This is a genomic window from Glycomyces terrestris (genome assembly GCF_003933745.1).
Lineage (GTDB): Bacteria > Actinomycetota > Actinomycetes > Mycobacteriales > Micromonosporaceae > Glycomyces > Glycomyces terrestris.
In genome coordinates, this window is sequence record NZ_RSEB01000002.1 from 924616 (window position 1) to 949927 (window position 25312).

A 25312-nucleotide genomic window follows, 5' to 3' on the forward strand; every position below is an offset into this window, starting at 1 on the left:
CCGGGCGCCCTCCACCGTCGGAGGCGCCCGGTATTTTTATCGGATGACGGAGTCGGCGGCGAGGTATGCGGCGGTGTGCGTGGACCACCCGCTGCCGCAGCTCAACCAGCTGTTCGACTACCGCATCCCGGTCGAGCTGTCCGACCGCGTCGAGCCCGGCTGCCGCGTCGCGGTGCGGTTCAGCAACCGCCGGCTCAAGGGCACCGTGCTCGCCGTGCGCGACCGCGCCGACTTCACCGGGACGATCCTGCCGATCCTCGAGGTGCTCCCGCCCGGTCCGGTCCTGACGCCCGAGGTGGCCGAGCTCGCGCAGCGGATCGCCGACCGGTACGCGGGCAACCTCGCCGACGTGCTCCGCCTGGCCCTGCCCGAGCGGAAGGTCCGCGTCGAGAAGGAGGAGCCGGGCGAGCGGCTGCCGGTGACCGCCCCCGACCTCGCTCCCTGGAATAGGTATATCGCGGGCGAGGCGTTCTTGCGCGCGGTGCACGACGGCAAGGCCCCCCGCATCGTCTGGAACGCGGTGCCCGGCGAGGACTGGGCGGCGCGGCTGGCCGAGGCCGCCGCGGTGGCCGCCGCGGCCGGCCGGGGCGCGCTGCTCGTCGTCCCCGACCAGTACGACCTGGTGCGCCTCGACCGCGCGCTGTCCGCGGTGCTCGGCCCGGACCGGCACGTCACGATCGCGAACGCGATGGGCCCCACCCCGCGGTACCGGTCGTTCCTCAAGGCCCTGCGCGGCGAGGTCCGCGTGGTGGCCGGCACCCAGGTCGCCATGTTCGCGCCCGTCGCCGACCTCGGGCTGGTGGCCGTGTGGGACGACGGCGACAAGAACCTCGTCAGCCTGCACGCCCCCCACCCGCACGCCCGCGAGGTGCTCCTGACGCGCGCCGAGCTGGCCGGGGCCGCGTGCGTCGTCGGCGGGTTCGCCCGCACCGCCCAGGCGCAGCTCCTGGTCGAGACCGGCTGGGCCGTCTCGGCCGCGGGCCGCCGCGAGGCCCTGCGCGCCGCGGCCCCCCGCGTGGTCCCCATCGGCGACGACGCCGACCTCAAGATCGACCCCTCGAGCTCGACCGCGCGCCTGCCGTCCGTCGCCTGGGAGGCCGCCCGCAGGGCCCTTAACGCCGACCTGCCGGTCCTGCTCCAGGTGCCCCGGCGCGGCTACGTGCCCGCCGTCTCCTGCCAGCGCTGCCGCACGCGCGCGCTGTGCCCCGAGTGCACCGGCCCGCTGCGCCTGACCGGGCCGCGCCGGCCGCCGGTGTGCACCTGGTGCGGGCGGGTCGACGACCCGCACCGCTGCGCCGAGTGCGGCTCGAACCGCATCCGCGCGGTCGTCATCGGCGCGGCGCGCACCGCCGAGGAGATCGCGAGCGCGTTCCCCGGCGTCGAGGTCGTGGAGTCGAACGCGTCCGAGCGCCTCGACGCGATCCCCGCGGGCAGGCGCGTCGTCGTCTCCACCCCCGGGGTCGAACCCATTGCGCCGCAGGGCTACGGCGCGGTGCTCCTGCTGGACACGTGGGCGCAGCTGACCCGCGCGGAGCTGACGGCCTCCGAGGAGGCTCTGCGGATCTGGATGAACGCGGTGGCGCTGTGCGCCCCCGGCGGCACGGCGGTGGTCACCGCCGACGGCGGCCTGCCGGTGGTGCAGGCCCTGATCCGCTGGGACGCGGCGTGGTTCGCGGGCCAGGAGCTGGAGGACCGCCGCGAGCTCGGCTTCCCGCCGGTGATGAGGTTCGCGGCCCTGACCGGCCTGAACGGCGAGCCCGAGAAGCTCGCCGCCGACCTCCCCGCGGACCTCGGCGTCGAGGTCATCGGCCCGATCCCGGTGGACGAGCAGCACGAGCGCCTGCTGCTGCGCGTGCGCCGCCGCGACGGCGCGGCGCTGGCGGCGGTCCTCGCCAAGGCCACGGCCGAGCGCTCGAGCGCCAAGGCCGAGCAGGTGCGCGTCCAGATCGACCCGCGCGAGATCGCGTAGGCGCGCTCAGTCGTCCGCGGGCCGTCCCCTGCGCCGCAGCGCCGTCCACAGTGCCCCGAGGCGCTCCCGCAGCAGGTAGGCGCCGCCGATCGCGATGAGCACGAACGGGATCGCGATCGGCAGGACCGTGGTGAAGCCGAGGACGACGACGAGGGCCTCGACGCCGATGAAGGAGATGACGCCCAGGTACCCGAAGGCGGTGAGGGTCTGGACGCGCACGACGAGGGCCGCGAGGGCGTCGCGGAGGCGGTTCACGCGGTGCCGCTGACGCGTTCGAGGTAGGCCGCGATGGCGTCGCGGTTGCGCAGCACGCACTCGGCCTTGCGGGTCATCCGGTCGCGCTGCTCGGCGAGCTGGGCGAGCATCTCGGGGTCGGGCACGGGGAAGTAGATCTCGTCGGGGCCGCCGAGGCAGGGGAGGATCTGCTTGATGATCTTGACGGGGACGCCGGCGTCGAGGAGGCCGCGGATCTGCCGGACGCGGTCCACGGTGGACTCGGCGAAGTCCCGGTAGCCGTTGGGGGAGCGCTCGGCGGTGATGAGCCCGTGCTGCTCGTAGTAGCGGAGCATCCGCGCCGGTGCGCCGGTGCGCTCCGCCAGTTCGCCGATCCTCATCCGGGCCCCTCACTGCTGGACGCTGACATCAGTGTCAAGGTTAGACGCCGCCTCCCGCGATCGCCACGGCCCTCGCCGACCCGCCCGCCGTGCGGGAGGGGCCGGCGCGCGTTCCCGCCCGCGCCTCAGGCGAGCCGCGCGGCGAGCTCGGCCCTGCCGTGGGTGCCGAGCCGCTCGTGGAGTTCGAGCGCCCGCGTCCACTCCTCGCGGGCCGCCGCCTCGTCGCCGCGGGCGGCGAGCGCGTCGCCGAGGCCGTGCCGGGCGCGGGCTTCCTCGTAGGGGTCGGGCCCGACGAGGGCGAGGTCCAGTGCCTCCCGGAAGCACCGCTCGCCGGCGAGGAGGTCGCCCGCGATCGTGAAGGCGGTGCCGACGTTGTTGAGCACCTGGAGCCGCAGTTCGACTCGCTGCACGCCGGTGAGGGCGTCGAGGCAGCGGTTCGCCTCCGCGACCGCCTCGGCGTGGTCGCCGCCGCGGGCGAGGGCCTCGGCGGCGTGGCTGTCGGTGACGAGCCCGCCGCGGGTGTCGCCGGCGCTGCGGAACGCCTCCCGGGCCCGGTCGAGGAAGCCGACGGCCGCGTCCGGGTCGCCGTCGAGGAGGGCGAGTTTCGCGAGGCCGATGAGGGCCGAGCCGAGGTCCTGGTTCCACCCGCGCTCGCCGAAGACGACGACCGACCGCTCGAACCGGGACCGGGCGCTCCCGTGGTCGCCGATGAGGAGGTCGAGCTGCGCGATCTCGTCGAGGGCCTTCGCCTCCCGCGCGGTGTCGCCGAGCTCCCGGAAGCCCTCGGCGGCCTCGGTGACGCACGCGCGGGCCTTGTCGAGCTGCCAGCGTTCGCGGTAGGACCAGTTGAGCCCGGCCCGGCTGAGGAGGGCGCCCATCCGGTCGCCGAGGTCGAGCGCGAGCTGGTGGGCCTCTTCGAGGCGCCGCTCGGCCTCGTCGTGGCGGTCGGTGGCGATGAAGGCGTTGCCGAGCTGGCGCAGGACCGCGACCAGGTGCTCCCGGTCGCCGAGGCGCTCGTCGGCGGCGAGTGCTATCTCGAGGTCGGCGGCCGCGTCGACGTGGAGGCCGCGGGCGAACCGGTAGCGGCCCAGGGCGGTCACGAGCCGCGAGGCGTGCCGGTCGAGGCCCGCGGCGTGGGCCTGGCGGACCATCTCGCTGAACGCGCCGTTGCGGGCGTCGAGCCACGCGAGGGCGTCCTCGGCGCCGGTGAACTCGGGGAGCGGGACGGCCGTCTCGGGGTCGGTCTCGGGCTCGAACTGGAAGACGAGCGTGATCGTCCTGGCGATCGCGGCCAGGTGCCAGTCGTACAGGCGCGCCAGGGCGTCGGCGCGGCCGTCGAGGCGGGCGGCCTGCTCGCGGGCGTAGGCGCGGACGAGGTCGTGGACGCTCCAGCGGCCCTCGGCGGCGGGGGCGGCGAGGTGGACGCCCGCGAGGCGGTGGAGCGCGGCCTCGGCGGCGGGCAGGCCGAGGCCGGAGAGGGCCGCGATACCGGCGGGCTCGAAGTCGGTGGCGGGGTGGAGGCCGACGGCGTCCAGGGCCCGGCGCGCGTCCGGGTCGAGCCGGTCCCGGGTGAGGTCGAGGCAGGCGCGGAGCCCGGCGGCCTCGTCGCCGGGGAGGTCGAGGTTCGCCAAGGGCGCCTCGGCGATCAGGTCGCGCAGTTCGCCGAGGGGCCGCTCGGGGTGGGCGAGGGTCTGGCACGCGGCCAGGCGCAGCGCGAGCGGGAGGTCGCCGCAGGCGGCGGCGAGGCCGCGGGCGGCCTCGGGGTCGGTGGCGACCCGGCCGCGGCCGATCATGGCGTCGAGGAGGTCCATGGACTCCTCGCGGGTGAGCGGCGACAGCCGCAGGTGCGGCACGCCGTGCGTGGCGGTGAGCCCGAACAGGTCGGCGCGGGCGGTGATGAGCGCGGTCGAGCCCCCGGTGCCGGGGAGGAGGTCGCGCAGCTGCTCGGGGCTGCGGGCGTTGTCGAGGACGACGAGGACGCGGCGGTGCCCCAGGAGCGAGCGGAACATCGCGGCCCGCTCGTCGCCGTCGGCCGGCACCTCGTCCGGGCCGGTGCCGAGCGCGGTCAGGAACCGGTGCAGGACCGGGCCGGGCGCGAGCGGGTCGGACCCGGAGAAGCCGCGCAGGTCCACGTACAGCTGCCCGTCGGGGAACGCGTCGAGCGCCCGGTGCGCCCAGTGCAGGGCCAGCGCGGTCTTGCCGATCCCGGCGGGCCCGGCGAGGACGACCGCGCGCGGCGACGCGGCCTGGAGGTGCTCGTCGATGAGGTGCAGTTCGCGTTCGCGGCCGGTGAAGGCGTGCGGCGCGGACGGGAGCTGGCGGGGGACCTCGCCGGTCCCGGCGGCGTCGGCGGCGCTGATGCGCGCGCACTGCGCCAGCCAGGTCTCGACGGCGGCCTCGTCGCCGCCGCAGGCGCGCACGAGCGCGGCCACGACCTCGGCGCGGGGGACGGCGTCGCGGTTGAGGACCGCGGCCAGGGTGCTGGTGGGGAGCCAGTCGCCGCGGTCGCGGGCGCGCCGGCTGACTTCGCGGATGCTCAGGCCGGATGCCGCGCGCAGCTCCCGCAGCAGGGCGACCAGCTGCGGCGCCGAGGCGGCGGACGCGGGGTCCAGGCCGTCGAGGGGGTGACGCACGCCCCCGATCCTACCGGCGTCCGGTATCGACGGACGTCCCTGTCCCGGACGGAACGGGACACCCGAGACCCTTGCGCCCCAACCTGCTCGGTGCTGAACTCGGGAGAACCCATCCGCTCTGCGACCAGGAGGCGGTCCACTGTGCCAGACGAACTCATCAGGACCACCGACTTCGGCGCCATGCTCGAAGCCGCGGTGGAGGACTTCAGGAAGGCGCTCCTCAAGCGGTGGCGCGAGCGCGCGGCCACGGCCATCGCCGACGGCACGTACGACTTCCCGGCGGGGTGGCGGCGCAACCGCGCGAGCCGGGGCGAGCCGATGTGGCCCTTCTGGGAGTCGCTGTACCGGCGGCACCTCCAGGCCCGGTGCCGGGTGATCCACTGGGCGGAGGGCGCCCAGCAGGGCGGGGTGCCGCAGTGCGAGGGCTCCATGGACCTCGGCCCGCCCTCGCTCGAGCGGCCGAGCTACGTCGACGGCAAGGGGCAGGTCCGGCCGATCCCCGAGAACATCCCGTGCGGGATGCCCCGGCTCATGGAGCAGATCGAGGGCTGGTCCCACGAGGAGGCGAACGCCGTGCGGACCGCGCTGCCGCAGTTCGACACCCACGACCTGGACGCGATCGAGGCGGCGCAGAAGGCGCTGCTCGAACTCGGCGGCCACCTCGGGCTCTCGGCCGGCGCCGGATCGGACCCCGACCTCCCCCTCAAGCCCACCAGCAACGCGGCGCTGAAGGAGGACCTGAACGCGCTCGTCGGCGCGAAGGGCGAGGACCCGGCCTGGTACGCGGCCTGGACCGGGGTGGCGGCCGAGGCGCTCAAGGACGGGTTCTTCGCGTCGGTCGCGCCGACGGTCAACAACCAGGCCGGGATCGCGGCCGGGCTCGCGAACCTGTACGCCTCCCGCGGGACCATCGTCCAGCAGGGGCGCTCGGGCGACCTCGCGATCCTGCGGAACGCGACGGCGGCGCTCGGCGCGACGCAGCAGCGCTCGACGGACCTCGACGTGGTCTGGAAGGTGTTCGGCGCCGTCGGCACGACCGTGTCCGCCTTCCCTCCGGCCACCCCGATCGGCACGGCCATCAGCCTCGCGGGCATCGCGGGGGAGATCTTCCTGCCGAAGGTCGAGACGGTCTCGTACGCGAACACGGTCGACAAGGTCATGACCTCGCTGTGGGACTACGTGGACAAGCACCAGGCCGGGATCGAGGACGTCGAGGCCGACTACGCCGCGGGCGCCGCGCGGCTGCGCGACCTCGTCTACGGCATCCACAGCTTCAACCTGGAGATGTACGACCTCACCCAGAACGACGCGAAGGGCAAGGGCGCCGGGAAGGGCTACCAGGCGGACGTCGACGAGATCCTGGAGGTCGCCGACACGTGCTTCGAGGCCGCCCGGGTGTACGAGGAGGTCCTGCTCCCGCTCCTGAACGGCCTCGGCGCGGCCGACGGCTCGCTCAAGGACCAGGCCGGCGCCGAGGCCGCGGGCGACGCGCGGCTCAAGGGGCTGCTGGAGGAGTTCCGCGGGTTCGTCTCGACCGCCTGCGGGCGGCTGTACGAGGCCGGGACGCAGATCAAGGCGGCCGCGGAGCGGTACAAGGAGACCGACGAGAGCCAGCGCGCGGCCTTCGACAGCGTCACCTGGGACGAGGCCCCCGCCCCCGCCCAGGCCCGCGAGTGGGCCGAGGCGACCGACCGCAGCGGATGGGACCCGTACCGGGGCAGCAACGTGAAGGAGGGGCAGACGCGGCCGGGGCACAACGACCCCGGTGCGCAGGACTACGCCGACGCCCTCGGCGGCTGAGCCGGACCGCGCCGCCGCCGCGAAGCCGGCCGCCTGACGGGCGGCTCAAGGCGTCCCGCGGCTCCACCGCGGCTCCACTGCGGCTCCACCGCGCCTCCACCGCGGCCGCTCCGCCGAATCCGCCGCGGGCGGCGCCCTACCGATGAGAATCGGCGCGCCGACTCGTCTGAACTGGTGCAATCGGGTTGACCGAACCGTTCGGAAGGACGCGACCATGCAGAAGATCGTCACCAACATCTGGTACACCGACGGCGCCGCGCAGGAGGCCGCCGAGTTCTACACCTCCCTGTTCGACGACGCGAGGATCACCGGGAGCATCCCCTACGTCGAGGACGCGCACGGCGAGCCCGGGACGGCCATGGTCGTCAACTTCGAGCTCGCCGGGCAGCAGTTCACCGGGATCAACGGCGACGCCTCCGCCAAGCACGACCACGCCATGTCCCTGCTCGTCAACTGCGAGGACCAGGCCGAGATCGACCGCCTCTGGGAGGCGTTCCTCGCGAACGGCGGCAAGGAGATCGAGTGCGGCTGGATCGCCGACCGGTGGGGCGTGAACTGGCAGGTCTGGTCGACCGAGGCCGAAAAGTACGTCGGCGGGCCCGACAAGGCCGCCGCCGAGCGCGCCGTCAAGGCCATGTACGGCATGAAGAAGATCGACCTCCAGGGCCTCAAGGACGCCTACGAGGGCAGGTAGGGCGCCGAACCGGTCCCCCGCGCGGGGGACCGGGCCCGCGCCCGCGGGGGAGGCGCGGCCCGCCCGCGCCCGGCACGCTGGGACCGTGAACGTCCGCTGGCACAATGGCCCCATGCGCCTCCTCGCCCCGCTCCGGTCCGGGGCCACCTACCGCGGCTGGGTCTGGCTCATCCTCGGCGGCGCCCTGATGATGCCGTTCATGCTGGTCGGCGCGATCGGCTACAACTGGTTCCATCCGGAGTCGGGGTTCGGGGGCGCGCTCCACCCGGCGGTGTTCGTCTCGGTGATCCCGCTGGTGGCGGCCGTCTCGCTGCTGCTGCCCGACCGCGAGATCGAGCGCACGGCCGCCAGGCGGCTCCTCGGCGCCGAGTTCACCTCGCCCGCCGACGACGACTCCTGGAACGCGCGCTGGCGCACCGGCTCCTGGTTCACCCTGCACGCGGTCGTCGGCGGCGCCCTCAGCGGCATCACGCTCGCGCTCGTGCCGTTCACCGTCTACCTGGTCCTCAACGGCGTGCTCGTGGCCCTCGGCCGCGGGGCGACGGGGATCTACACCGGTCCGATCGCCGACTGGGGCCTGCTCACCGGCCCGCTCATCCTCGCGGCCCTGGTCTACCTCGTCGCCGCCGCCGGCGCCGGCATGAAGGCCCTCGCGCCGCACCTGCTCGGGCAGGGCGCGGCCGACCGGCTCGCCGCCTCCCGCGCCGAGACCGCCCGCCTGGCCGCGCGCAACCGCATCGCGCGCGAACTGCACGACTCGGTCGGGCACGCCCTCTCGGTGGTCGTGGTCCAGTCCGACGCCGCCTCCCGGCTCATCGCCGCCGATCCCGAGTTCGCCTCGCGCGCCATGGCCGCCGTCGCGGAGACCGCCCGCGGGGCCCTCGCCGAGCTCGACGCCGTCATCGGCGCGCTCCGCGAGGACCGCGACGGCGCCCGCGGCCCCCAGAAGGACCTCGCCGACCTCGAAGCGCTCGCCGCCGAGTGCGGCGTCGCGGTCGAGCTGCGCGTCACCGGCGACCGGGACGCCGTGGGCCGCCTGACCTCCCGCGAGACCTACCGGATCGTCCAGGAGGCGCTCACGAACGTCCTGCGCCACGCCGACGAGCCGCGCGCGGTCGTCGAACTCGACATCGGCGACGAGGTCGCCGTCGCGGTCGCGAGCCCCGCCGCGCGCCGGCCCCGGCCCCGCCCGGGCGGGCGCGGCCTCATCGGCATCGCCGAGCGCGCCGCCGTCCTCGGCGGCACCGCCGCGGCCGACTGGACCGCGCCGGCGGACGGGGCCGCCGGCACCTGGACCGTCCGCGCCGCACTGCCGAAAGGGACCGCATGACCGCGCCGCTGCGCATCGCGCTCGTCGACGACGAGGACCTCATCCGCTCCGGGTTCGCCGCCGTCATCGGCGCCGAGCCCGACCTCGAAGTCGTGGCCGAGGGCGCCGACGGGATCGACGCGCTCGCCATCGCCCGCTCCGGCAGGGCCGACGTGATGCTCATGGACGTGCGGATGCCGAAGGTCGACGGCATCGAGGCCACCGCCCGCATCACCGCCGAACTCGACGCCCCGCCGAAGATCCTCGTCGTCACCACCTTCGACAACGACGACTACGTGTGGCAGGCCCTGCGGGCCGGCGCGGACGGGTTCCTCCTCAAGCGCACCCGCCTCGAAGACCTCCTCGCGGCCGTCCGCCTCGTCGCCCGCACCGACGCGCTGCTGTTCCCCGAGGCCGTGCGCCGCCTCGCCGCCGCGCTCCCGAAGCGGAACGCGCCCAAGGGCATCGCGGACCTCTCCGACCGCGAGCGGGAGGTGCTCACCCTCGCCGCCCGCGGCCTGTCGAACGCCGAGATCGCCGCCGAGCTGTTCCTCGGCCGCGAGACCGTCAAGACCCACCTGAGCAGCGTCTACACCAAGCTCGGGGTGCGCGACCGCACCCAGGCCGTCATCGCCGCCTACGAAGGCGGCCTCGTCTAGCGAACCCACTCGACCCGGGGCCTCCCGCCCCGGGTTCATTCGTGCTATGGTTCATTAGTCAAGTAATGAACCTCTGAACCGACGAACCCGTACCCACACACGTAAGGAGGCGAGATGTTCGATGACGGCACGCCGATCTATCGGCAGATCGCCGACCAGATCAAGGCCGAGATCATGAACGGATCGCTCGAACCTGGAGGCAAGGTCATGTCGACCAACCAGTACGCCGCGTTCTACCAGATCAACCCGGCCACCGCCCAGAAGGCGTTCCGGGAGCTGGTCGACGAGGGCATCCTCTACAAGCAGCGGGGCGTCGGCATGTACGTCGCCGACGACGCCCGCGACCGCCTCGCGGCCGACTTCCGCGAGCGCTTCTTCGAACGCGTCCTCGCCCCCCTCGTCCGCGAGGCCCGCCAGGCCGGCATCCCCCTGACCGACATCATCGACTACCTCCGAGCCCAGGAAGGCGCCCTGCAATGAGCTTCACCGTCAACCTCCGCGGCGTGTCCCTGCGATACGGCAGCGAGGACGCCCTCGCCGACATCGACCTCGACCTCGAGGCCGGCAAGATCTACGGCCTGCTCGGCCGCAACGGCGCCGGCAAGACCAGCCTCCTCAGCCTGCTGGCCGCCTTCCGCAAGCCCACCGCCGGCGACGTCCTCGTCGGCGGCGAGCCGGTGTGGGAGAACGCCCCGATCGTCTCGCGCGTCGCCCTCATCCGCGAAGGCGGCGACTTCGACGACTCCGACTCGGTCAAGGCCGTCATCGAGGCCGGCCAGATCCGGCCCTCCTTCGACACCGAGTACGCCCTCAAGCTCGCCGAGCGCTTCGACCTGCCGCTCAAGAAGAAGGTCCGCGACCTCTCCCGCGGCAAGCGGTCGGTCCTCGCCGCCGTCACCGGCCTCGCCGCCCGCGCCGAGCTCACCATGTTCGACGAGGTCCACCTCGGCATGGACGCCCCCACCCGGGACGCGTTCTACAAGGAGCTCCTCGCCGAGTACATGGACCGCCCGCACACCGTGATCCTCTCCACCCACCTCATCGACGAGGTCGCCAACTACCTCGAAGAGGTCGTCATCGTCGACCGGGGACGCCTCCTGCGCCACGCCGACATCGAGGCGTTCCAGGGCATGGGCGCCACCCTCACCGGCCCCGCCGACGCCGTCGACGCCCTCGGCCTCGCGGCCCTCGCCGAGCAGCGCCTCGGCGGCACCAAGAGCATCACCGTCGCCGACGCCCTCGACGCGCCGACCCGCGAGCGCGCGGCCGCCGCCGGGATCGAGATCGGCCCCGTCGGCCTCCAGGACCTCTTCATCCACCTCACCGACCCGGAACGAAAGGCCGCGTGACATGACCGCCCTCGCCAACCTGCGCCTGCCCACCCGCCGGTACGCCCTCGGCGCCGGCTTCACCACCGAGGCCCTGAAGTTCTTCAAGTACTGGATCGCCGCCGCGCTCGTCCTGGCCTTCGCGCTCCCGTTCGCGGTCGCACAGTGGAACGACATCACGATCTCGGCCTGGTACTACGCCGCCAACGCCGGCAAGTGGTTCACCGCGTTCGTCAGCGGCGGCTTCCTGTTCGTCCTGGTGCCCAACATGATCGCCACCGGCCTGACCCGCCGCGAACTCGCCGTCTCCATGGGCCTCTTCGGCGTCCTGTGGTCGCTCGCCCTCGGCGCGATCGCCTGCGCCGGGCTCCTGGCCGAACGCGCCTCCTACGCCGCCATGGGCTGGTCCCACGGCATCGACGCGAACGACGCCATCGCCCCGATCGGCTCGGCCGCCGAGACCGCCGCCTTCGGCGCCCACTACCCGCTGCTGTACCTCGTGTACTTCGCCGCCGGCGCCCTCGTCGGCGCCGCCTCCTACCGCTGGGAGAGCGCCGGCTGGCTCCTCCTCGTCCCGGTCCTCCCGGTCGTCTTCAGCCTCGACAACGCCCTCTACGACACCAAGCCGGTCGGGCCCGGCTGGGCCGGGTTCCTCGGCGGCCTCATCGGCGACTGGGGCCGCGGCCTCATCATCGCCCTGCTGCTCGCCACCGCCGCCGCCCTCGCGGCCGCCGCCTACCGCATCCTCATCGACATCCCCCTGCGCGCAAAGAAGGCCTGACCATGTCCACCGCACTCGCCAAGCGCCGCTACCGCTTCGGCGCCGGACTCTTCCTCGGCTCCGTCCGCTGGCTCCGCTGGGTCCTCCTCGCCTGGATCGTCCTCACCCCGGCCCTCTCCGTCGTCCTCGCCGACGTCATCGAGACCGGCCTGTGGCCGATCACCGCCACCGTCTTCCAGTGGTTCGTCGCCTGCACCGCCGGCATCATGCTCTACCAGGGCCTGCCCGGCACGCTCGCCAACGGCGTCACCCGCCGCGAGATCACCACCGCCTACCTCGTCTTCGGCGCCCTCGCCACCGCCGGCACCGCCGCCGCCGTCACCACCGGGTTCGCCGCCGAGCACGCCCTCCTCGCCGCGTTCGGCGAACCCGCCGGCTCCTGGACCGCCGACCTCGCCGCCGGCGCCCGCTACCTGCTCATCACGCCGATCTACTTCTTCACCGGCGCCCTCATCGGCGCCGCGGCCCTCCGCTTCGGCGGCAGCCACTGGTTCAGCGCGATCGTCCTCGTCGCCGCCGCCGGCCACTACGCCGGCGTCCTCGCCCTCGAGTTCGGCTTCTCCGGCGGCGCCGGCATGGTCGCCGCCTGGGCCGCCATCGGCCTCGCCGTCATCGCGATCCTGATCGCCGCCACCGTCGCCGCCCTCCGCGACATCCCCGTCCGGGCCGGCCGGGCCTGAGCCGTGGGACTCCTCCACGCCGAGGTCCCCCTCCCGGCGGCCGTGCTCGCCGTGTGCATCGCCGCCGGCCTCGTCGCGGGCCTCCTGCTCACCACCGGGCCCGCACCGGGGCCGCCCCGGCCGAGACGCGCCACACGGCCCGCCGACCCCGCACAGCGCACGCCGGGAGAATGGGACACTGGATCACGGCCAGTACACGCTCCGGAAGGTCAGCACATTGTCGATCCAGCCCATCCGCATCTTCGGCGACCCGGTCCTGCGCACCGCCGCCGAGGAAGTCGACACCTTTGACAAGGAACTGCGGAACCTCGTGAAGGACCTGCTCGACACCATGCGCGACGAGGGCGGCGCCGGCCTCGCCGCCCCCCAGCTGGGCGTCAGCAAGCGCGTCTTCTCCTTCGACGTCGACGACGTCATCGGGCACATCGTCAACCCCGTCCTCGAGTTCCCCGACGAGGAGGAGCAGGACGGCCCCGAAGGCTGCCTCTCCCTGCCCGGCCTGTACTTCGACACCGTCCGCCGCCAGAACGTCGTCGCCAAGGGCTTCAACGAGTACGGCGACCCCCTCCAGATCGTCGGCACCGGCCTCATGGCCCGCTGCCTCCAGCACGAGACCGACCACCTCGACGGCATCATCTTCATCGACCGCCTCGACTCGGAGCGCCGCAAGGCCGCGCTGGCCGAGATCCAGTCCCAGGACTGGTACAACGAAGACGTCAAAGTCAAAGTCACCCCCCACGACTCCAAGGGTGTGTTCTTCAAGCGATGAGGATCGTCTTCGCCGGGACCCCGGAGGTCGCACTGCCGACCCTCGCGGCCCTCCACGGCTCCCGCCACGAGGTCGTCGCCGTCCTCACCAGGCCCGACGCCCGCACCGGCCGCGGCCGCAAGGTCTCCCGCTCGCCCGTCGCCGCCTGGGCCGACGAGCACGGCGTCGAGGTCCTCACCCCCGCCAAGCCCCGCGAGCCCGCATTCCTCGACCGCCTCCGCGACCTCGACGTCGACCTCGTCCCCGTCGTCGCCTACGGCGCGCTCGTCCCGCCCGCCGCGCTCGCCGTCCCCCGCCTGGGCTGGATCAACCTCCACTTCTCCCTCCTGCCCGCCTGGCGCGGCGCCGCCCCCGTCCAGCACGCCGTCCTCAACGGCGACGAGCTCACCGGCGCCTGCGTCTTCCAGCTCGAAGAGGGCCTCGACACCGGCCCCGTCTACGGCCGCCTCACCGAGCCCGTCGCCCCCACCGACACCGCGGGCGACCTCCTCGACCGCCTCGCCACCGCCGGCGCCCGCCTCACCCTCGACGTCGTCGACGGCCTCGAAGCCGGCGCCCTCACCGGGCAGCCCCAGCCCGAGGACGGCGTCTCCTACGCCCCCAAGATCACCGTCGACGACGCCCGCGTCCGCTGGAGCGACCCCGCCTTCGCCGTCGACCGCCGCATCCGCGCCGTCACCCCCGCCCCCGGCGCCTGGACCGACCACGACGGGCAGCGCCTGCGCCTCGGCCCCGTCACCCCCGACCCCGACGGCCCCGACCTCGCCCCCGGCGAGGTCGCCCTCGCCAAGCACCAGGTGCACGTCGGCACCGCCACCGACCCCGTCCTCCTCGGACAGGTCCAGCCCGCCGGCAAGAAGCCCATGGACGCCGCCGCCTGGGGCCGCGGCCTCCAGACCGCCCCGAGGTTCGCATGAGCGACAAGCGCACCCGCCGCCGCGACGACGAGGCCCCGCGCCCCACCGTCAACCCGCGCCGCATCGCCTTCGACGCGATCCGCGCCGTCACCGCCGACAACGCCTACGCCAACATCGTGCTGCCCCGCATGATCAACGAGACCGGCCACACCGGCCGCGACGCCGGGCTCATCACCGAGCTCACCTACGGCACCCTGCGCAGCCTCGGCACCCTCGAAGCGATCCTCGCCGCCGCCTCCGGCCGCGACGTGCGCGAACTCCAGCAGGACCTCCTCGACGCCCTCTGCCTCGGCGCCTACCAGCTGCTGTACATGCGCATCCCGCCGCACGCCGCCGTCGCCACCACCGTCAGCCTCGTCAAGGCCGCCGTCAGCCCCCGCGTCTCCGGCCTCACCAACGCCGTCCTCCGCAAGGTCGCCGCCAAGGACCTCGACCAGTGGTGCGCCGACCTCGCCACCGGCGACCGCCTCCACGACCTGTCCCTGCGCCACGCCCACCCCGAGTGGATCGCCCGCGAGTTCGAGGCCGTCCTCGGCGGCACCGAGCACGGCGCCGACGAGCTCGCGCCCGCGCTCGCGGCCGACAACGTCGCGCCCCCGGTCCACCTGTGCGCCAAGCCCGGCCGCATCACCAAGGGCGACCTCTCCCGCGAGACCCGCGGCGGCCTCCACGGGCGGTTCTCGCCGTACGCGGTCTACCTGCCCGGCGGCGACCCCGGCCGCATCAAGTCCGTCGCCACCGGCCTCGCCCACGTCCAGGACGAGGGCAGCCAGCTCGTCGCCGTCGCCCTCGCCGAAGCGCCCCTCGACGGGCGCGACGAGTCCTGGATCGACCTGTGCGCCGGACCCGGCGGCAAGACCGGCCTCCTCGGCGCCCTCGCCGCCCAGCGCGGCGCCCGCCTCGACGCCGTCGAGGTCCAGCCCCACCGCGCCGAACTCGTCGCCAAGGCCGCCAGGGGACTGCCCGTCACCGTCCACACCGGCGACGGGCGCCTGTTCGGCGAGCCGGACACCGCCGACCGCGTCCTCGTGGACGCCCCGTGCTCGGGCCTCGGCGCGCTGCGCCGCCGCCCGGAGGCGCGCTGGCGCAAGCAGCGGTCCGACCTCGACGCGCTCGTGCCGCTCCAGCGCGAGCTCCTGGCGTCCGGACTCCGGTTGGCGCGCAAGGGCGGGCTCGTCGCGTACGTGACGTGCTCGCCGGTGCTCGACGAGACCTCGGAGGCCGTGGAGTCGGTGCTCAAGGCCGGGGGAGCGGAGCTCGTGCGGCCCGAGTGGCTGCTCGGCCGGGTCCCCGACGCGGCGCGCGGCGACTTCGTGCAGCTGTGGCCGCACCGGCACGGCACCGACGCGATGTTCATGGCGCTGCTGCGCAAGACCGGCAACCGGTAACCGCCCAGTTCGACCGCGGTCGCGGGTTCGTGCTGCCCTTTCGACGGGTGGGGTGCGAGAAGTCCGATGTTTGGGACCGCTACCATACATTGACATAAGTGAATGTTCTCCGGGCTACCGGCACCTAGACCCCAAGGAGCACCAGATGAAACGACGAACTCGCCTCGCGGCGATCGTCGCGGGAGCGGCCACCGCAGCGGTCGCCGCGCTCAGCGCGGGCTTCCTCCTCAGTCCCAACGCGGGCGCGCAGGACGTCTCCGCGCAGGCGCAGGCACTGTGGACGAACCCGAACACGGCGGCGGCCCGGTGGGTCGCCCAGAACCCGAACGACTCGCGCGCCAACATGATCCGCGACCGGATCGCCGAGACCCCGGCGGGCACCTGGTTCACCCAGACCAACCCGACCGGCGGCATCTCGTCCCAGGTCTCGGCCGTGGTCGACGGCGCGGCGGCCGCGGGCGCGGCCCCGATCATGGTCGTCTACAACATCCCCAACCGCGACTGCGGCGGCGCCTCCGGCGGCGGCGCGTCCAGCCACGAGGTCTACCGCGGCTGGATCGACCAGATCGCCGCCCAGATCGACGGCCCCGCGTACATCGTCCTCGAACCCGACGTGATCGCGCACGACTGCTACGGCTCGACCGAGCGGGCCCAGATCAACGCCTCGCTCTCCTACGCGGCCCAGAAGCTCAACGCCGCCGACCCCGCCGTCAAGGTCTACATCGACGCCGGGAACTCGGCCTGGCTCACCCCCAGCGTCGCCGCCTCGCGACTCCAGGCCGCGGGCCTCCAGCATGCGGACGGCTTCTCGCTCAACGTCTCCAACTACCGCACCACCGAGGAGTCCACCTCCTGGGCCAACCAGGTGCGCGGCATCGTCGGCTCCGGCAAGACCGCCGTGATCGACACCAGCCGCAACGGCAACGGCCCGCTGACCCCGCCGAACCCGAACGACTGGTGCGACCCGCCCGGACGCGCCATCGGCAAGTTCCCGACCACGTCCACCGGCGTCGCGGGCATCGACGCCTACCTGTGGGTCAAGCTCCCCGGCGAGGCCGACGGCTGCGCCGGCGCGGCCGGCCAGTTCATCCCCGACCTGGCCTACCAGCTCGCCAACAACGCCGGCTCCGGCTGGCCCGGCCAGGTCGAGCCGACCGACCCGGTGACCTCCGACGCGCCCACCTCGGACGACCCGACCACCGGCGGCCCCGGCGGCGACTGCACCATCCACATCGACCCCGTCTCGACGTGGAACAACGGCTGGCAGGGCAAGGTCTCGATCACCACCGACGAAGCGATCAACGGCTGGACCCTCTCGTGGACCTGGCCCGGCTCCCAGTCGATCCAGTCGAGCTGGAACACGCAGCTCACGACCTCGGGCAACACGGTCACCGCCAGGGACGTCGGCTGGAACGCCAACGTCGCGGCGGGCCAGACGAAGGAGCTGTTCGGGTTCGTCGCCTCCGGCCCCGCGGCCGACTTCGACGCGCCCTGCTAGGGCCCCTTCGCGGTGGCGGGGTCGCCGAAAGCTGACCTGAGCCACAGAAGGCACCCGGTGTCCGGCCTGCGTCGCGGTTTCGCGACCTACACTGTCCGTGTGGCACAGTTCCAAGCGGCGCAGGCCGACACCGTCATCGCACCGAGCCTCCTGGCGGCCGACTTCGCCCGCCTCGCCGAGGCGGCCGACGCGGTCGAGGGCGCGGTGGACTGGCTCCACGTGGACGTGATGGACAACCACTTCGTCCCCAACCTCACGCTCGGCCCGCCGATCGTCAAGTCCCTCAAGGCCGCCACCGGCATCCCGCTCGACTGCCACCTCATGATCGAGGACCCGGCCCGCTGGGCCGTCGGCTACGCCGAACTGGGCGCCTACAACGTCACCTTCCACGCCGAGGCCAGCGACGACCCCGTCGCCCTCGCCAAGGACTTGCGCGCGGCAGGGTCCAAGGCCGGCCTCGCCATCGACCGCGACACCCCGGTCGAGGACTACCTGGACCTCCTCCCCGCCTTCGACACGCTCCTGATCATGACGATCAAGGCCGGGTTCGGCGGCCAGCAGTTCCTCCCCGCCATGCTCGACAAGGTCCGCACCGCCCGCGCCCACGCGGACGCCGGCCACCTGGAGCTGCGCATCGAAGTCGACGGCGGCATCGCCGACGACACCGTCGCGGCCGCCGCCGAGGCCGGAGCCGACGCGTTCGTCGCCGGCACCGCGGTCTACGGCGCGGACGACCCCGCCGAGGCGGCCCGGCGCCTGCGCGCCCGCGCCGACGCGGCGCGCTCACCCCATTGAGCCGCGCATGGCCCCCACCACCCCTGACCTGGTCCTCATCGCCGACGCCGACGCCGAGATCGCGGAGTTCCTCGCCGCTCGGCTGCGAGCCGACGGCTTCGACACCGCGCTCGCCCGCGACGGCTACCAAGCCCTCGCCGGCATCGCCCTGCGCCGCCCCGGCATCGTCCTGCTGGAAGCCGACCTGCCGTTCATCGACGGCCTCGCCCTCACCAGGCAGCTGCGCGCCGACCCGGCCACCGCGAGCCTGCCGATCATCCTGCTCGGCGCCCAGCCCTCCTCGGCGGACAAGATCGCGGGGCTCAAGGCCGGAGCCGACGACTACATCGCCAAGCCCTTCGACCCCGCCGAGGTCTCGGCCCGCATCGACTCCGCGATCCGCCGCCACCGCGAGGTCCGCGAGTCCTCCCCGCTCACCGGCATGCCCGGCAACGACCGCATCCTCCGCGAGCTCCAGTCCTGGATCAAGCGCGGCGACCCGTTCGCCTTGTGCTACATCGACATCGACCAGTTCAAGGCGGTCAACGACGTGTACGGCTTCGTGCGCGGCGACGAGTTCATCCGGGCCCTCGCCGAGTGCGTGTACGCCGCGGCCGGCGACGCCGGCGCCGCCCCGGTCTTCCTCGGGCACGTCGGCGGCGACGACTTCACCATCCTGTGCGTCCCCGAGCACGCCGAGGCCGTCACCGGCTTCCTCAACGACCACTTCGCGCGCCGCGTCCGCCAGCTGTGCGACCCCGAGGACGCCGAGCGCGGCTACATCGAGCACGCCGACCGCACCTCGCGGCGCATGACCCGCTCGCGCCTGCCCACGCTCTCGATCGGCGTCGCCCTCTCCACCCAGCGCCGCTTCAGCGACGCCTACGAGGCCGTCGCCGAGGCCACCGCCCTCAAGAGCGTCGCCAAGTCCCACTCGGGGAACTACGTCGCCTACCCCGAGGGCCGCGCGCCCGGCCGGACCGGACGCCGGCCCGTGTTCTGGACGAACGAGCACTGACGGGCCGACCCGTCAGTAGGGTGCGTCACAGTCGGGACCGCGTCGGAATAAGCCCGTGGCACAATTCCTTGTAGCAAACGCGCGTCAGCGGGGTCGGTGAAATTCCGAGCCGGCGGTGAGCGGCCCCAGGGCCGCGAGTCCGCGACCCGTCCGCAACCAGCGGACGGTTGACCTGGTGAGAATCCAGGACCGACGGTCAAAGTCCGGATGGGAGCAGACGCAACGCGGGAGTCCGTCAGTGGACCCTGCGAGCTGTTCTCCTGTCCCCGCCTGCGTGCCGTACACATAGTCGCAGCAGGTAGGGGGTCCCACCCGTGTTCACCGGAATCGTCGAAGAGCTCGGCGAAGTCGTCAAGGCCAGTGAAGCGTTCCTGGCCGTGCGCGGCCCGCTCGTCACCTCGGACGCCGGACTCGGCGACTCGATCAGCGTCAACGGCGTCTGCCTCACGGTCGTGCAGGTCGACGGCGACGTCTTCACCGCCGACGTCATGGCCGAGACCTACCGCCGCACCGCCATCGGCGACCTCCGCGAGGGCGACCGGGTCAACCTCGAGCGCGCCGCCACCCTCACCACCCGCCTCGGCGGGCACCTCGTGCAGGGCCACGTCGACGGCGTCGCCCACGTCGTCGCCCGCACCCCCGCCGCCGAATGGGAGGAGGTCACCTTCCGCCTCCCGCCCGGCCTCGCGAGGTACGTGGTCGAGAAGGGCTCCATCACCGTGGACGGCACTTCCCTGACCGTGGCGGCCATCGACGGCGACGAGTTCACCGTCGGCCTCATCCCCACCACCCTGGAAGCGACCACGTTGGGCCGCAAGCAGGTCGGCGACCCGGTCCACATCGAGACCGACGTCGTCGCCAAGCACGTCGAGAAACTGCTGCAGAGCACCGGGAGCACGCTGTGAACGAGATCCACCTGGACTCCATCGAAGACGCCGTCGCCGCGATGGCGGCGGGCCGCCCCGTGATCGTCGCCGACGACACCGACCGCGAGAACGAGGGCGACATCGTCTTCGCCGCGGAGGACGCCACGACCGAGCTCCTGGCCTTCACCGTGCGCTACACCGGCGGCTACATCTGCGTCGCCATGCCCTCCGACACCGCCGACCGGCTCGACCTGCCGCCCGCGCACCACACCAACCAGGACTACAAGGGCACCGCGTTCGCGGTCTCGGTCGACGCCCGCAAGGGCGTCACCACCGGCATCTCGGCCGCCGACCGCGCCCAGACCATCCGCGTCCTCGGCGACCCCGCGACCCTGGCGACCGACCTGAACCGGCCCGGCCACGTGGTCCCGCTGCGCGCCAAGGACGGCGGCGTGCTCGTGCGCCGCGGCCACACCGAGGCCGCCGTCGACCTCGCCCGCCTCGCGGGCAAGCAGCCGGTCGCCGCGATCTCCGAGATGGTCAACGACGACGGCTCGATGATGCGCCTGCCCGAGCTGCGCGCCTTCGCCGACCGGCACGACCTCGTCCTCATCACCGTCAACGACCTCGTGGAGTGGCGCCAGCGCAACGAGGTGCACGTCAAGCGCCTCGCCGAGGCCCGCCTCCCGCTCGAGGCGGGGGAGTTCACCGCCGTCGGCTACCGCGCCGTCTTCGACGGGAACGAGCACGTCGCGCTCGTCAAGGGCGACATCGGCGACGGCGAGGACGTCCTCGTCCGCGTCCACTCCGAGTGCCTCACCGGCGACGCCTTCGGCTCGCTGCGCTGCGACTGCGGTCCGCAGCTCCAGGCCGCGCTGCGCGCGGTCGAGGCCGAGGGCCGCGGCGTCGTCCTCTACATGCGGGGCCACGAGGGCCGCGGCATCGGCCTGGTGCACAAGCTCCAGGCGTACCAGCTCCAGGACCAGGGCCGCGACACCGTGGACGCGAACCTCGAGCTGGGCCTGCCCGCCGACGCCCGCGACTGGGGCATCGGCGCGCAGATCCTGGACGACCTCGGCGTCAAGTCGATGCGGCTGCTGACCAACAACCCGGACAAGCGCGCCGGGATCGAGGGGCACGGCCTCACGGTCGTCGAGCGCGTGGCGCTGCCGACCTACGCGACGCCCGACAACATCGCCTACCTGACCACCAAGCGCGACCGCATGGGGCACCTCCTCGCGGACCTGCCCCGGCTCGCGCCCGCAATGGAAGCCGCATAGCCATGGCCGGACACGGAGCACCCGAAGTCAAGGTCCCCGACGCCACCGGGCTCACGCTCGGGATCGTCGCCACGGACTGGAACGCCGCCGTCGTGGGGCAGCTGCTCAAGCGCGCCCTCGACGCCGCCGCGGACGCGAAGGCCGCGGAGGTGAAGGTCCTGCACGTCGCGGGGGCCGTCGAGCTCCCGATCGCCGCGCAGGCGCTCGCCCGCCGGTACGACGCCGTGGTCGCCCTCGGCACCGTCATCCGCGGCGGCACCGCCCACTTCGACTACGTCTGCAAGTCGGTCACCGAGGGCCTGACCCGGGTGGCGCTCGACGAGTCGACCCCGGTCGCCCACGGCGTCCTCACGGTCGACAACCAGGAGCAGGCCGTGGCCCGCGCCGGCTTCGCCGACTCCACTGAGGACAAGGGCTACGAGGCGGTCGTGGCCGCCCTCGGCGCGGCCCTGGCGATCCGCTCGCTCGACTGAACCAAGACGCACGACGGCCGCGCCCCCGTGCGGGCGCGGCCGTCGTGCGTCTTACGAGTAGTGCTGGAACTCGGGCCACAGCTCCGACCACGGCCGGTCCGGGCCGCGGCAGACGCCGATGGTCGCGCCCTGCTCCTCGTTGTCGACCCCGACGTGGTTGTCCAGCTCGCCGACTGCGGTGCACTCCTCGAAGAAGCCGGCGACGCGCTCCAGCGGGAGCCCGACGGTGATCACGGTCGTGGCCGTCTCCGGCGGCGGGCCGTACGCGTGGAGCTCGTTGTGGCCGCTGTAGACCGGACCGCTCTGGGTTGCGTACCTGTCGAGGGCGCCGGCCTCGCCGTAGTTGGCGGTGATGGTGACCGTGTGCGCCGCCTCCTCGGGCGGCAGCGACGCGAAGACGGCCTCCACTTGGCGGGCGTAGGACTGCCAGCCGATCTGGTCGGGCACCGTGCTGTTCATGGCCGGGACGGGCGTGTCGCCGATGGCCGCGACGGGGATGAGCGGGAGCGCCACCACCGCCGAGGCGGCGGTGTTGAGCGCGACCGCGCCCACGAGCAGGCCGCGCCGCGCGCTGCCGCGCGCCCACGCGGCGGCCGGGACGCACCCGATCGCGTAGAACGCGACGACCAGGCCCATCGTGTAGTAGAACTGGCCGCCGGTCGCCAGGACGACCGCCAGCAGCACCGGGTAGGCGACCGCGAGGGCCCGCACCGGCCGCCATTCGGGCCGGCGGACGAGGCCCCAGATCCCGGCGAACCACACCGGCACCAGGAACACGCCCAGGAGCAGGAACTGGAACGGCAGCAGCAGGATCCGGTTCTCCTCGCCGTCGGTCTCGCGGATCGCCGTGGCCATCTCCAGCTGCGGCCAGCCGTGCGTCGCCTGGTAGACCAGGTTCGGCGAGCCGATCACGAGCGCGAGCGCGGCGCCGGCCCACAGCCACTTCGACGCCAGGGCCTGGCGCGGGCCCGCGGCGAGGAGCGCGGCCCCGAGGCCGAGGAACAGCAGCACGACCAGGTGCTTGTTGTACAGGCCGACGCCCGCCACCGCGCCGACCGCGAGCCACCAGCGCGGGTCGCGCATGAGGGCCCGGATCGCGAAGAGCAGCACCGCGGTCCATACCACGAGGTCCACAGTGGCGGTGGCGAGGGTGTGGCCGAACGCGAGCGCGACCCCGGCGAAGGCGAGCCCCCAGACGCAGAGCGCCTGCGCGGCCTTGCCGCCGCCGAGTTCGCGGGTGATGAGGGCGGCGAGCCAGAGCACGCCGACCAGGCACAGGATCGAGGGGAACCGGAACGCCCACAGGGTGTTGCCGAAGGCCGCGATCGAGAGGTGCCCGAGCAGCGGGGTGAGCGGGCCCTGGTCGACGTAGCCCCAGGCGGGTTCGAGCATGAGGAAGTACAGCTCGTCGCGGTGGTAGTCGTACCGGGCGTTGGTGAGGGCGAGGACGGCGGCGAGCGCGAGGCTCGCCAGCGTCGGATGCAGGCGGTGGAGCGGGCGCATGCGGCGGCCTTTCGAGCGGGGAGGGGGCCCGGACCGAGCGTACCGGAGCCGCGCCGCCCCTGCGGCAGGCGAACGGCGCGACGCGCCGGGACGGCCCGACATGCGAGCCGGGGCGGTGGCGAGGCCCCGCCCGGCCGTTAGGCGTGCGGGGACGCGCTGGCGCTCCTTCCTCCCGCGGGGGAGGAGGGCCGCCGATGCCCCTTGCCTGGGCGGGCACGGGCATCGGCCGGCGCGATGAATCCGTGCGGCCCGCGTCGTCTCAACGGGCACCCACCGATCCAAGGAGGCGGCATGCCGCAGGACCTCGACCACACGTTCACCGCGCCGATCGAGAAGGACGGCTCCTTCCCGACCTACCTCACCGTGCCGGACTCGGCCGATCTGCTCGGCACCCGCAAGGCCGTCAAGGTCACCGGGACGATGGACGGCCACGAGTTCGCCGCGACCCTGATGCCCTCGGGGCAGGGCCCGCACTGGCTCCCCGTGCGGGCCGCGCTCTGCAAGGCCATCGGCAAGTCCGCTGCCGGCGAGCAGGTGACCGTCCACCTCGCCCAGCGCCTGACCTAGCCCGCGGTGGCGCCGGCCGCGGCGTCGAGCCGCGCGAAGTACGCGTCCACCAGCGGCTTGCCGACCCCGGTCATCCACTGCTCGAAGGTGAGCAGGCCCGGGTGGATGCGGCGCAGCGCCGCAATGTCGACCTCGATGCGGTGCTCGTTGATCAGGCCCAGGGTCTTCGCCGTTGAGGGGCTCCCGGCGGCCACCTGCGCGGCGTCGACGCCCACGTACGGCACGTCGCGGCCGGTGACGCGGGAGATGATCGCGGCCTTCTCCAGCTGCGTGAGATCGTCGCCCGCGAGCTCGTACGCCCGGCCGGCGTGCGCCTCGGGGTCGGCGAACGCGATGGCGGCGAAGGCCGCGATGTCGTCGGCGGCGATGTGCGGCTCGTACGTGTCGGCGTGCAGGAGCGAGACCAGCGCGCCGTCCTGGAGCTCCCGGAACGAGTCGAAGGTGTTCTCCATGAACGAGGTCGGGCGCAGGATCGTGTACGGCACGCCGCTCTCGCGGATCTCGCGCTCGGCCTCGGCCTTGCGCTGGAGCGTGTCCATGTGCGGCTCCAGCGGCCCGCCGACGCCGACCGACGAGGAGTGCACCAGGTGCGCCGCGCCCGCGGCCCGCGCCGCCGCGGCGAGGTTCGCGGCGCTGCGCCGCTCGTGGTCGAGGTCGTGGCCGTACGGCCCGCCCTCGTAGGAGCCCGCGTGGACGCTGAAGACGCCCCAGACGCCCGCGGCCGCCCGGTCGAGCGAGTCGCGGTCGCCGAGGTCGCCCTCGACGACGTCGGCTCCGGACTCCTTGAGCGCCTTGGCCTTCGGGCTCGACGCGTCCCGGGTGAGGGCCCGCACGACCCAGCCGTCGGCGAGGAGGCGGGCCGCGACGGCCCCGCCCTGGCGTCCGGTCGCGCCGGTCACGAGGATGGTCCGATCGGGAGAGGGCATGACGAGGTCCTTCCGTTCCTGGGGCCGCCGACTAGCATCGGAGGCGGCGACCCGGTTACTGAAACGGAACACTACACCCGTTTATTTGCGGGCACGAGAGGGGGCACCGTGCACACGACGGCGAAGCGGGCCGAGCGCGCCGACGCCCAGCGCAACCGGCGGAAGGTCCTGGAGACCGCCGACCGGCTCTTCGGCGAGGGCGGCACCGCGGTCTCCCTCGGAGAGATCGCCGCCGCCGCGGGCGTGGGCGCGGGCACCGTCTACCGGCACTTCCCCACCAAGGACGCCCTCCTCGCCACCGTCCTGGACCGGCGCCTGGCCGCCCTCGGCGACTACGGCGCCGAGATGGTCCGCCACCCCGACCCCGAGGCCGCCTTCTTCGCCTACCTGGGGTTCCTCGCCGACCAGGCCCTCGCCAACCGCGCGATCTGCGAGGCCCTGGCCGGGCGCGGCGACTGGATGGAGCCCACCAAGGCCGCCGGCTCCTGCGTCATCGACTCCCCGCTCGCGGTCCTGCTGCGGCGCGTCCAGGACTCCGGGGCCGTCCGCGGCGACCTCGACCTCGAGGACGTGCGCGCCCTGCTCTCGTGCTGCGTCGGCATGGCCGCCGCCACCGGCTCGCGCGACCGCGCCCGCCGCCTCGCAGAGGTCGTCTGGGACGGTCTCCGCACGGAACGGAACCCTGAGAATCGTAACGAAACACCGGTCGGGAGCGAGCCGCGTGACGAAACCGTCGTAACGGAAGGCGGCTGTCCGGTCTGCGGCGGCCCGATCGCCCACGCGGGCACCGGCCGGCCCGCCAAGTTCTGCTCACCGGCCTGCCGCCAGCGGGCCTTCCGCGAGAAGCGGAAGCGCTCCGCCTGAGC

At 73.7% G+C, this 25312-nt stretch carries 25 protein-coding genes and 1 riboswitch; of the genes, 20 read left to right on the forward strand and 5 right to left on the reverse strand.

What is annotated here, in order from left to right; genetic code table 11:
• Window positions 1-79: 79 nt before the first annotated feature.
• Complete coding sequence (locus EIW28_RS09695) at window positions 80-1969, forward strand: primosomal protein N' family DNA-binding protein (RefSeq protein WP_125247591.1); 1890 nt, start codon at window positions 80-82, stop codon at window positions 1967-1969.
• A 6-nt stretch (window positions 1970-1975) separates the two neighbouring features.
• Here EIW28_RS09695 and EIW28_RS09700 read toward each other — a convergent pair whose 3' ends face one another.
• The 3 genes from EIW28_RS09700 to EIW28_RS09710 form a co-directional block, all read right to left on the reverse strand.
• Window positions 1976-2224: a hypothetical protein gene (locus EIW28_RS09700; protein ID WP_125247474.1), complete on the reverse strand. Its 249-nt coding sequence runs from the start codon at window positions 2222-2224 to the stop codon at window positions 1976-1978.
• Window positions 2221-2583: a MerR family transcriptional regulator gene (locus EIW28_RS09705; RefSeq protein ID WP_125247475.1), complete on the reverse strand. Its 363-nt coding sequence runs from the start codon at window positions 2581-2583 to the stop codon at window positions 2221-2223. Before EIW28_RS09705 ends, EIW28_RS09700 begins: the two co-directional genes overlap by 4 nt.
• 125 nt (window positions 2584-2708) lie before the next feature.
• Window positions 2709-5216: an ATP-binding protein gene (locus EIW28_RS09710; protein ID WP_158630350.1), complete on the reverse strand. Its 2508-nt coding sequence runs from the start codon at window positions 5214-5216 to the stop codon at window positions 2709-2711.
• Between the two features lie 141 nt (window positions 5217-5357).
• Between EIW28_RS09710 and EIW28_RS24165 the strand changes: the two genes are divergently transcribed.
• The 17 genes from EIW28_RS24165 to ribH all read left to right on the forward strand — a co-directional run bounded on the left by EIW28_RS24165 (window position 5358) and on the right by ribH (window position 21450).
• On the forward strand, window positions 5358-7016 hold the full coding sequence (locus tag EIW28_RS24165; protein ID WP_158630351.1) for a hypothetical protein: 1659 nt from the start codon (window positions 5358-5360) through the stop codon (window positions 7014-7016).
• Between the two features lie 214 nt (window positions 7017-7230).
• Window positions 7231-7710, forward strand: a complete 480-nt coding sequence (locus EIW28_RS09720; protein ID WP_125247478.1) for a VOC family protein — start codon at window positions 7231-7233, stop codon at window positions 7708-7710.
• A gap of 85 nt (window positions 7711-7795) precedes the next feature.
• Window positions 7796-9040, forward strand: a complete 1245-nt coding sequence (locus EIW28_RS09725) for a sensor histidine kinase (protein WP_125247479.1) — start codon at window positions 7796-7798, stop codon at window positions 9038-9040.
• Window positions 9037-9678, forward strand: coding sequence for a response regulator (locus EIW28_RS09730; RefSeq protein ID WP_125247480.1), 642 nt, complete (start codon window positions 9037-9039; stop codon window positions 9676-9678). The genes EIW28_RS09725 and EIW28_RS09730 overlap by 4 nt, the downstream gene beginning before the upstream one ends.
• Window positions 9679-9792: 114 nt before the next feature.
• Window positions 9793-10158, forward strand: coding sequence for a GntR family transcriptional regulator (locus tag EIW28_RS09735; protein WP_125247481.1), 366 nt, complete (start codon window positions 9793-9795; stop codon window positions 10156-10158).
• On the forward strand, window positions 10155-11027 hold the full coding sequence (locus EIW28_RS09740) for an ATP-binding cassette domain-containing protein (protein WP_125247482.1): 873 nt from the start codon (window positions 10155-10157) through the stop codon (window positions 11025-11027). The genes EIW28_RS09735 and EIW28_RS09740 overlap by 4 nt, the downstream gene beginning before the upstream one ends.
• Before the next feature lies 1 nt (window position 11028).
• Window positions 11029-11787 carry a hypothetical protein gene (locus EIW28_RS09745; protein ID WP_125247483.1) on the forward strand — a complete coding sequence of 253 codons (759 nt, stop codon included), beginning with the start codon at window positions 11029-11031 and terminating at the stop codon, window positions 11785-11787.
• A 2-nt stretch (window positions 11788-11789) separates the two neighbouring features.
• Window positions 11790-12467, forward strand: a complete 678-nt coding sequence (locus EIW28_RS09750) for a hypothetical protein (protein ID WP_125247484.1) — start codon at window positions 11790-11792, stop codon at window positions 12465-12467.
• A 217-nt stretch (window positions 12468-12684) separates the two neighbouring features.
• The gene (def, locus tag EIW28_RS09755; RefSeq protein ID WP_125247485.1) at window positions 12685-13236 is read left to right on the forward strand and encodes a peptide deformylase; all 552 of its coding nucleotides are present in this window, start codon (window positions 12685-12687) and stop codon (window positions 13234-13236) included.
• Window positions 13233-14153 (forward strand): methionyl-tRNA formyltransferase, encoded by a 921-nt coding sequence (gene fmt, locus EIW28_RS09760; protein WP_125247486.1) that lies wholly within the window; start codon window positions 13233-13235, stop codon window positions 14151-14153. Before def ends, fmt begins: the two co-directional genes overlap by 4 nt.
• A complete protein-coding gene (locus EIW28_RS09765; RefSeq protein ID WP_408612204.1) occupies window positions 14114-15541 on the forward strand; it encodes an RsmB/NOP family class I SAM-dependent RNA methyltransferase in 1428 nt (475 codons plus the stop codon). The genes fmt and EIW28_RS09765 overlap by 40 nt, the downstream gene beginning before the upstream one ends.
• Before the next feature lie 145 nt (window positions 15542-15686).
• On the forward strand, window positions 15687-17039 hold the full coding sequence (locus EIW28_RS09770) for a glycoside hydrolase family 6 protein (RefSeq protein ID WP_125247488.1): 1353 nt from the start codon (window positions 15687-15689) through the stop codon (window positions 17037-17039).
• A 99-nt stretch (window positions 17040-17138) separates the two neighbouring features.
• Window positions 17139-17834 carry a ribulose-phosphate 3-epimerase gene (rpe, locus tag EIW28_RS09775; protein ID WP_125247489.1) on the forward strand — a complete coding sequence of 232 codons (696 nt, stop codon included), beginning with the start codon at window positions 17139-17141 and terminating at the stop codon, window positions 17832-17834.
• Window positions 17835-17841: 7 nt separating this feature from the next.
• Window positions 17842-18831, forward strand: a complete 990-nt coding sequence (locus EIW28_RS09780) for a GGDEF domain-containing response regulator (protein WP_125247490.1) — start codon at window positions 17842-17844, stop codon at window positions 18829-18831.
• Window positions 18832-18910: 79 nt separating this feature from the next.
• Window positions 18911-19054, forward strand: a riboswitch (FMN riboswitch).
• 91 nt (window positions 19055-19145) lie between these two features.
• The gene (locus EIW28_RS24660; protein ID WP_125247491.1) at window positions 19146-19736 is read left to right on the forward strand and encodes a riboflavin synthase; all 591 of its coding nucleotides are present in this window, start codon (window positions 19146-19148) and stop codon (window positions 19734-19736) included.
• 5 nt (window positions 19737-19741) lie between these two features.
• Window positions 19742-20977: a bifunctional 3,4-dihydroxy-2-butanone-4-phosphate synthase/GTP cyclohydrolase II gene (locus EIW28_RS09790; RefSeq protein WP_408612205.1), complete on the forward strand. Its 1236-nt coding sequence runs from the start codon at window positions 19742-19744 to the stop codon at window positions 20975-20977.
• Window positions 20978-20979: 2 nt separating this feature from the next.
• Window positions 20980-21450, forward strand: coding sequence for a 6,7-dimethyl-8-ribityllumazine synthase (gene ribH, locus EIW28_RS09795; protein WP_125247492.1), 471 nt, complete (start codon window positions 20980-20982; stop codon window positions 21448-21450).
• Between the two features lie 51 nt (window positions 21451-21501).
• On the opposite strand, the gene EIW28_RS09800 is transcribed toward ribH, so the two are convergent.
• Complete coding sequence (locus EIW28_RS09800) at window positions 21502-22953, reverse strand: glycosyltransferase family 39 protein (RefSeq protein WP_125247493.1); 1452 nt, start codon at window positions 22951-22953, stop codon at window positions 21502-21504.
• Window positions 22954-23244: 291 nt separating this feature from the next.
• Here EIW28_RS09800 and EIW28_RS09805 point away from each other — a divergent pair, with 291 nt between their 5' ends.
• Window positions 23245-23520: a DUF1905 domain-containing protein gene (locus EIW28_RS09805; RefSeq protein ID WP_125247494.1), complete on the forward strand. Its 276-nt coding sequence runs from the start codon at window positions 23245-23247 to the stop codon at window positions 23518-23520.
• Here EIW28_RS09805 and EIW28_RS09810 read toward each other — a convergent pair.
• Complete coding sequence (locus EIW28_RS09810) at window positions 23517-24446, reverse strand: NmrA family NAD(P)-binding protein (RefSeq protein WP_125247495.1); 930 nt, start codon at window positions 24444-24446, stop codon at window positions 23517-23519. The genes EIW28_RS09805 and EIW28_RS09810 overlap by 4 nt on opposite strands.
• Before the next feature lie 108 nt (window positions 24447-24554).
• Here EIW28_RS09810 and EIW28_RS09815 point away from each other — a divergent pair, with 108 nt between their 5' ends.
• Window positions 24555-25310, forward strand: a complete 756-nt coding sequence (locus EIW28_RS09815) for a TetR/AcrR family transcriptional regulator (protein WP_158630352.1) — start codon at window positions 24555-24557, stop codon at window positions 25308-25310.
• Window positions 25311-25312: the final 2 nt, after the last annotated feature.

Coding starts and splice junctions, on each gene's coding strand:
- EIW28_RS09705 (WP_125247475.1), bottom strand. CDS start 2,583: ATGAGGATCGGCGAACTGGCGGAGCGCACCGGCGCACCGGCGCGGATG.
- EIW28_RS09720 (WP_125247478.1), top strand. CDS start 7,231: ATGCAGAAGATCGTCACCAACATCTGGTACACCGACGGCGCCGCGCAG.
- EIW28_RS09730 (WP_125247480.1), top strand. CDS start 9,037: ATGACCGCGCCGCTGCGCATCGCGCTCGTCGACGACGAGGACCTCATC.
- EIW28_RS09735 (WP_125247481.1), top strand. CDS start 9,793: ATGTTCGATGACGGCACGCCGATCTATCGGCAGATCGCCGACCAGATC.
- EIW28_RS09740 (WP_125247482.1), top strand. CDS start 10,155: ATGAGCTTCACCGTCAACCTCCGCGGCGTGTCCCTGCGATACGGCAGC.
- EIW28_RS09745 (WP_125247483.1), top strand. CDS start 11,029: ATGACCGCCCTCGCCAACCTGCGCCTGCCCACCCGCCGGTACGCCCTC.
- EIW28_RS09750 (WP_125247484.1), top strand. CDS start 11,790: ATGTCCACCGCACTCGCCAAGCGCCGCTACCGCTTCGGCGCCGGACTC.
- fmt (WP_125247486.1), top strand. CDS start 13,233: ATGAGGATCGTCTTCGCCGGGACCCCGGAGGTCGCACTGCCGACCCTC.
- EIW28_RS09770 (WP_125247488.1), top strand. CDS start 15,687: ATGAAACGACGAACTCGCCTCGCGGCGATCGTCGCGGGAGCGGCCACC.
- EIW28_RS09780 (WP_125247490.1), top strand. CDS start 17,842: ATGGCCCCCACCACCCCTGACCTGGTCCTCATCGCCGACGCCGACGCC.
- ribH (WP_125247492.1), top strand. CDS start 20,980: ATGGCCGGACACGGAGCACCCGAAGTCAAGGTCCCCGACGCCACCGGG.
- EIW28_RS09800 (WP_125247493.1), bottom strand. CDS start 22,953: ATGCGCCCGCTCCACCGCCTGCATCCGACGCTGGCGAGCCTCGCGCTC.
- EIW28_RS09805 (WP_125247494.1), top strand. CDS start 23,245: ATGCCGCAGGACCTCGACCACACGTTCACCGCGCCGATCGAGAAGGAC.
- EIW28_RS09810 (WP_125247495.1), bottom strand. CDS start 24,446: ATGCCCTCTCCCGATCGGACCATCCTCGTGACCGGCGCGACCGGACGC.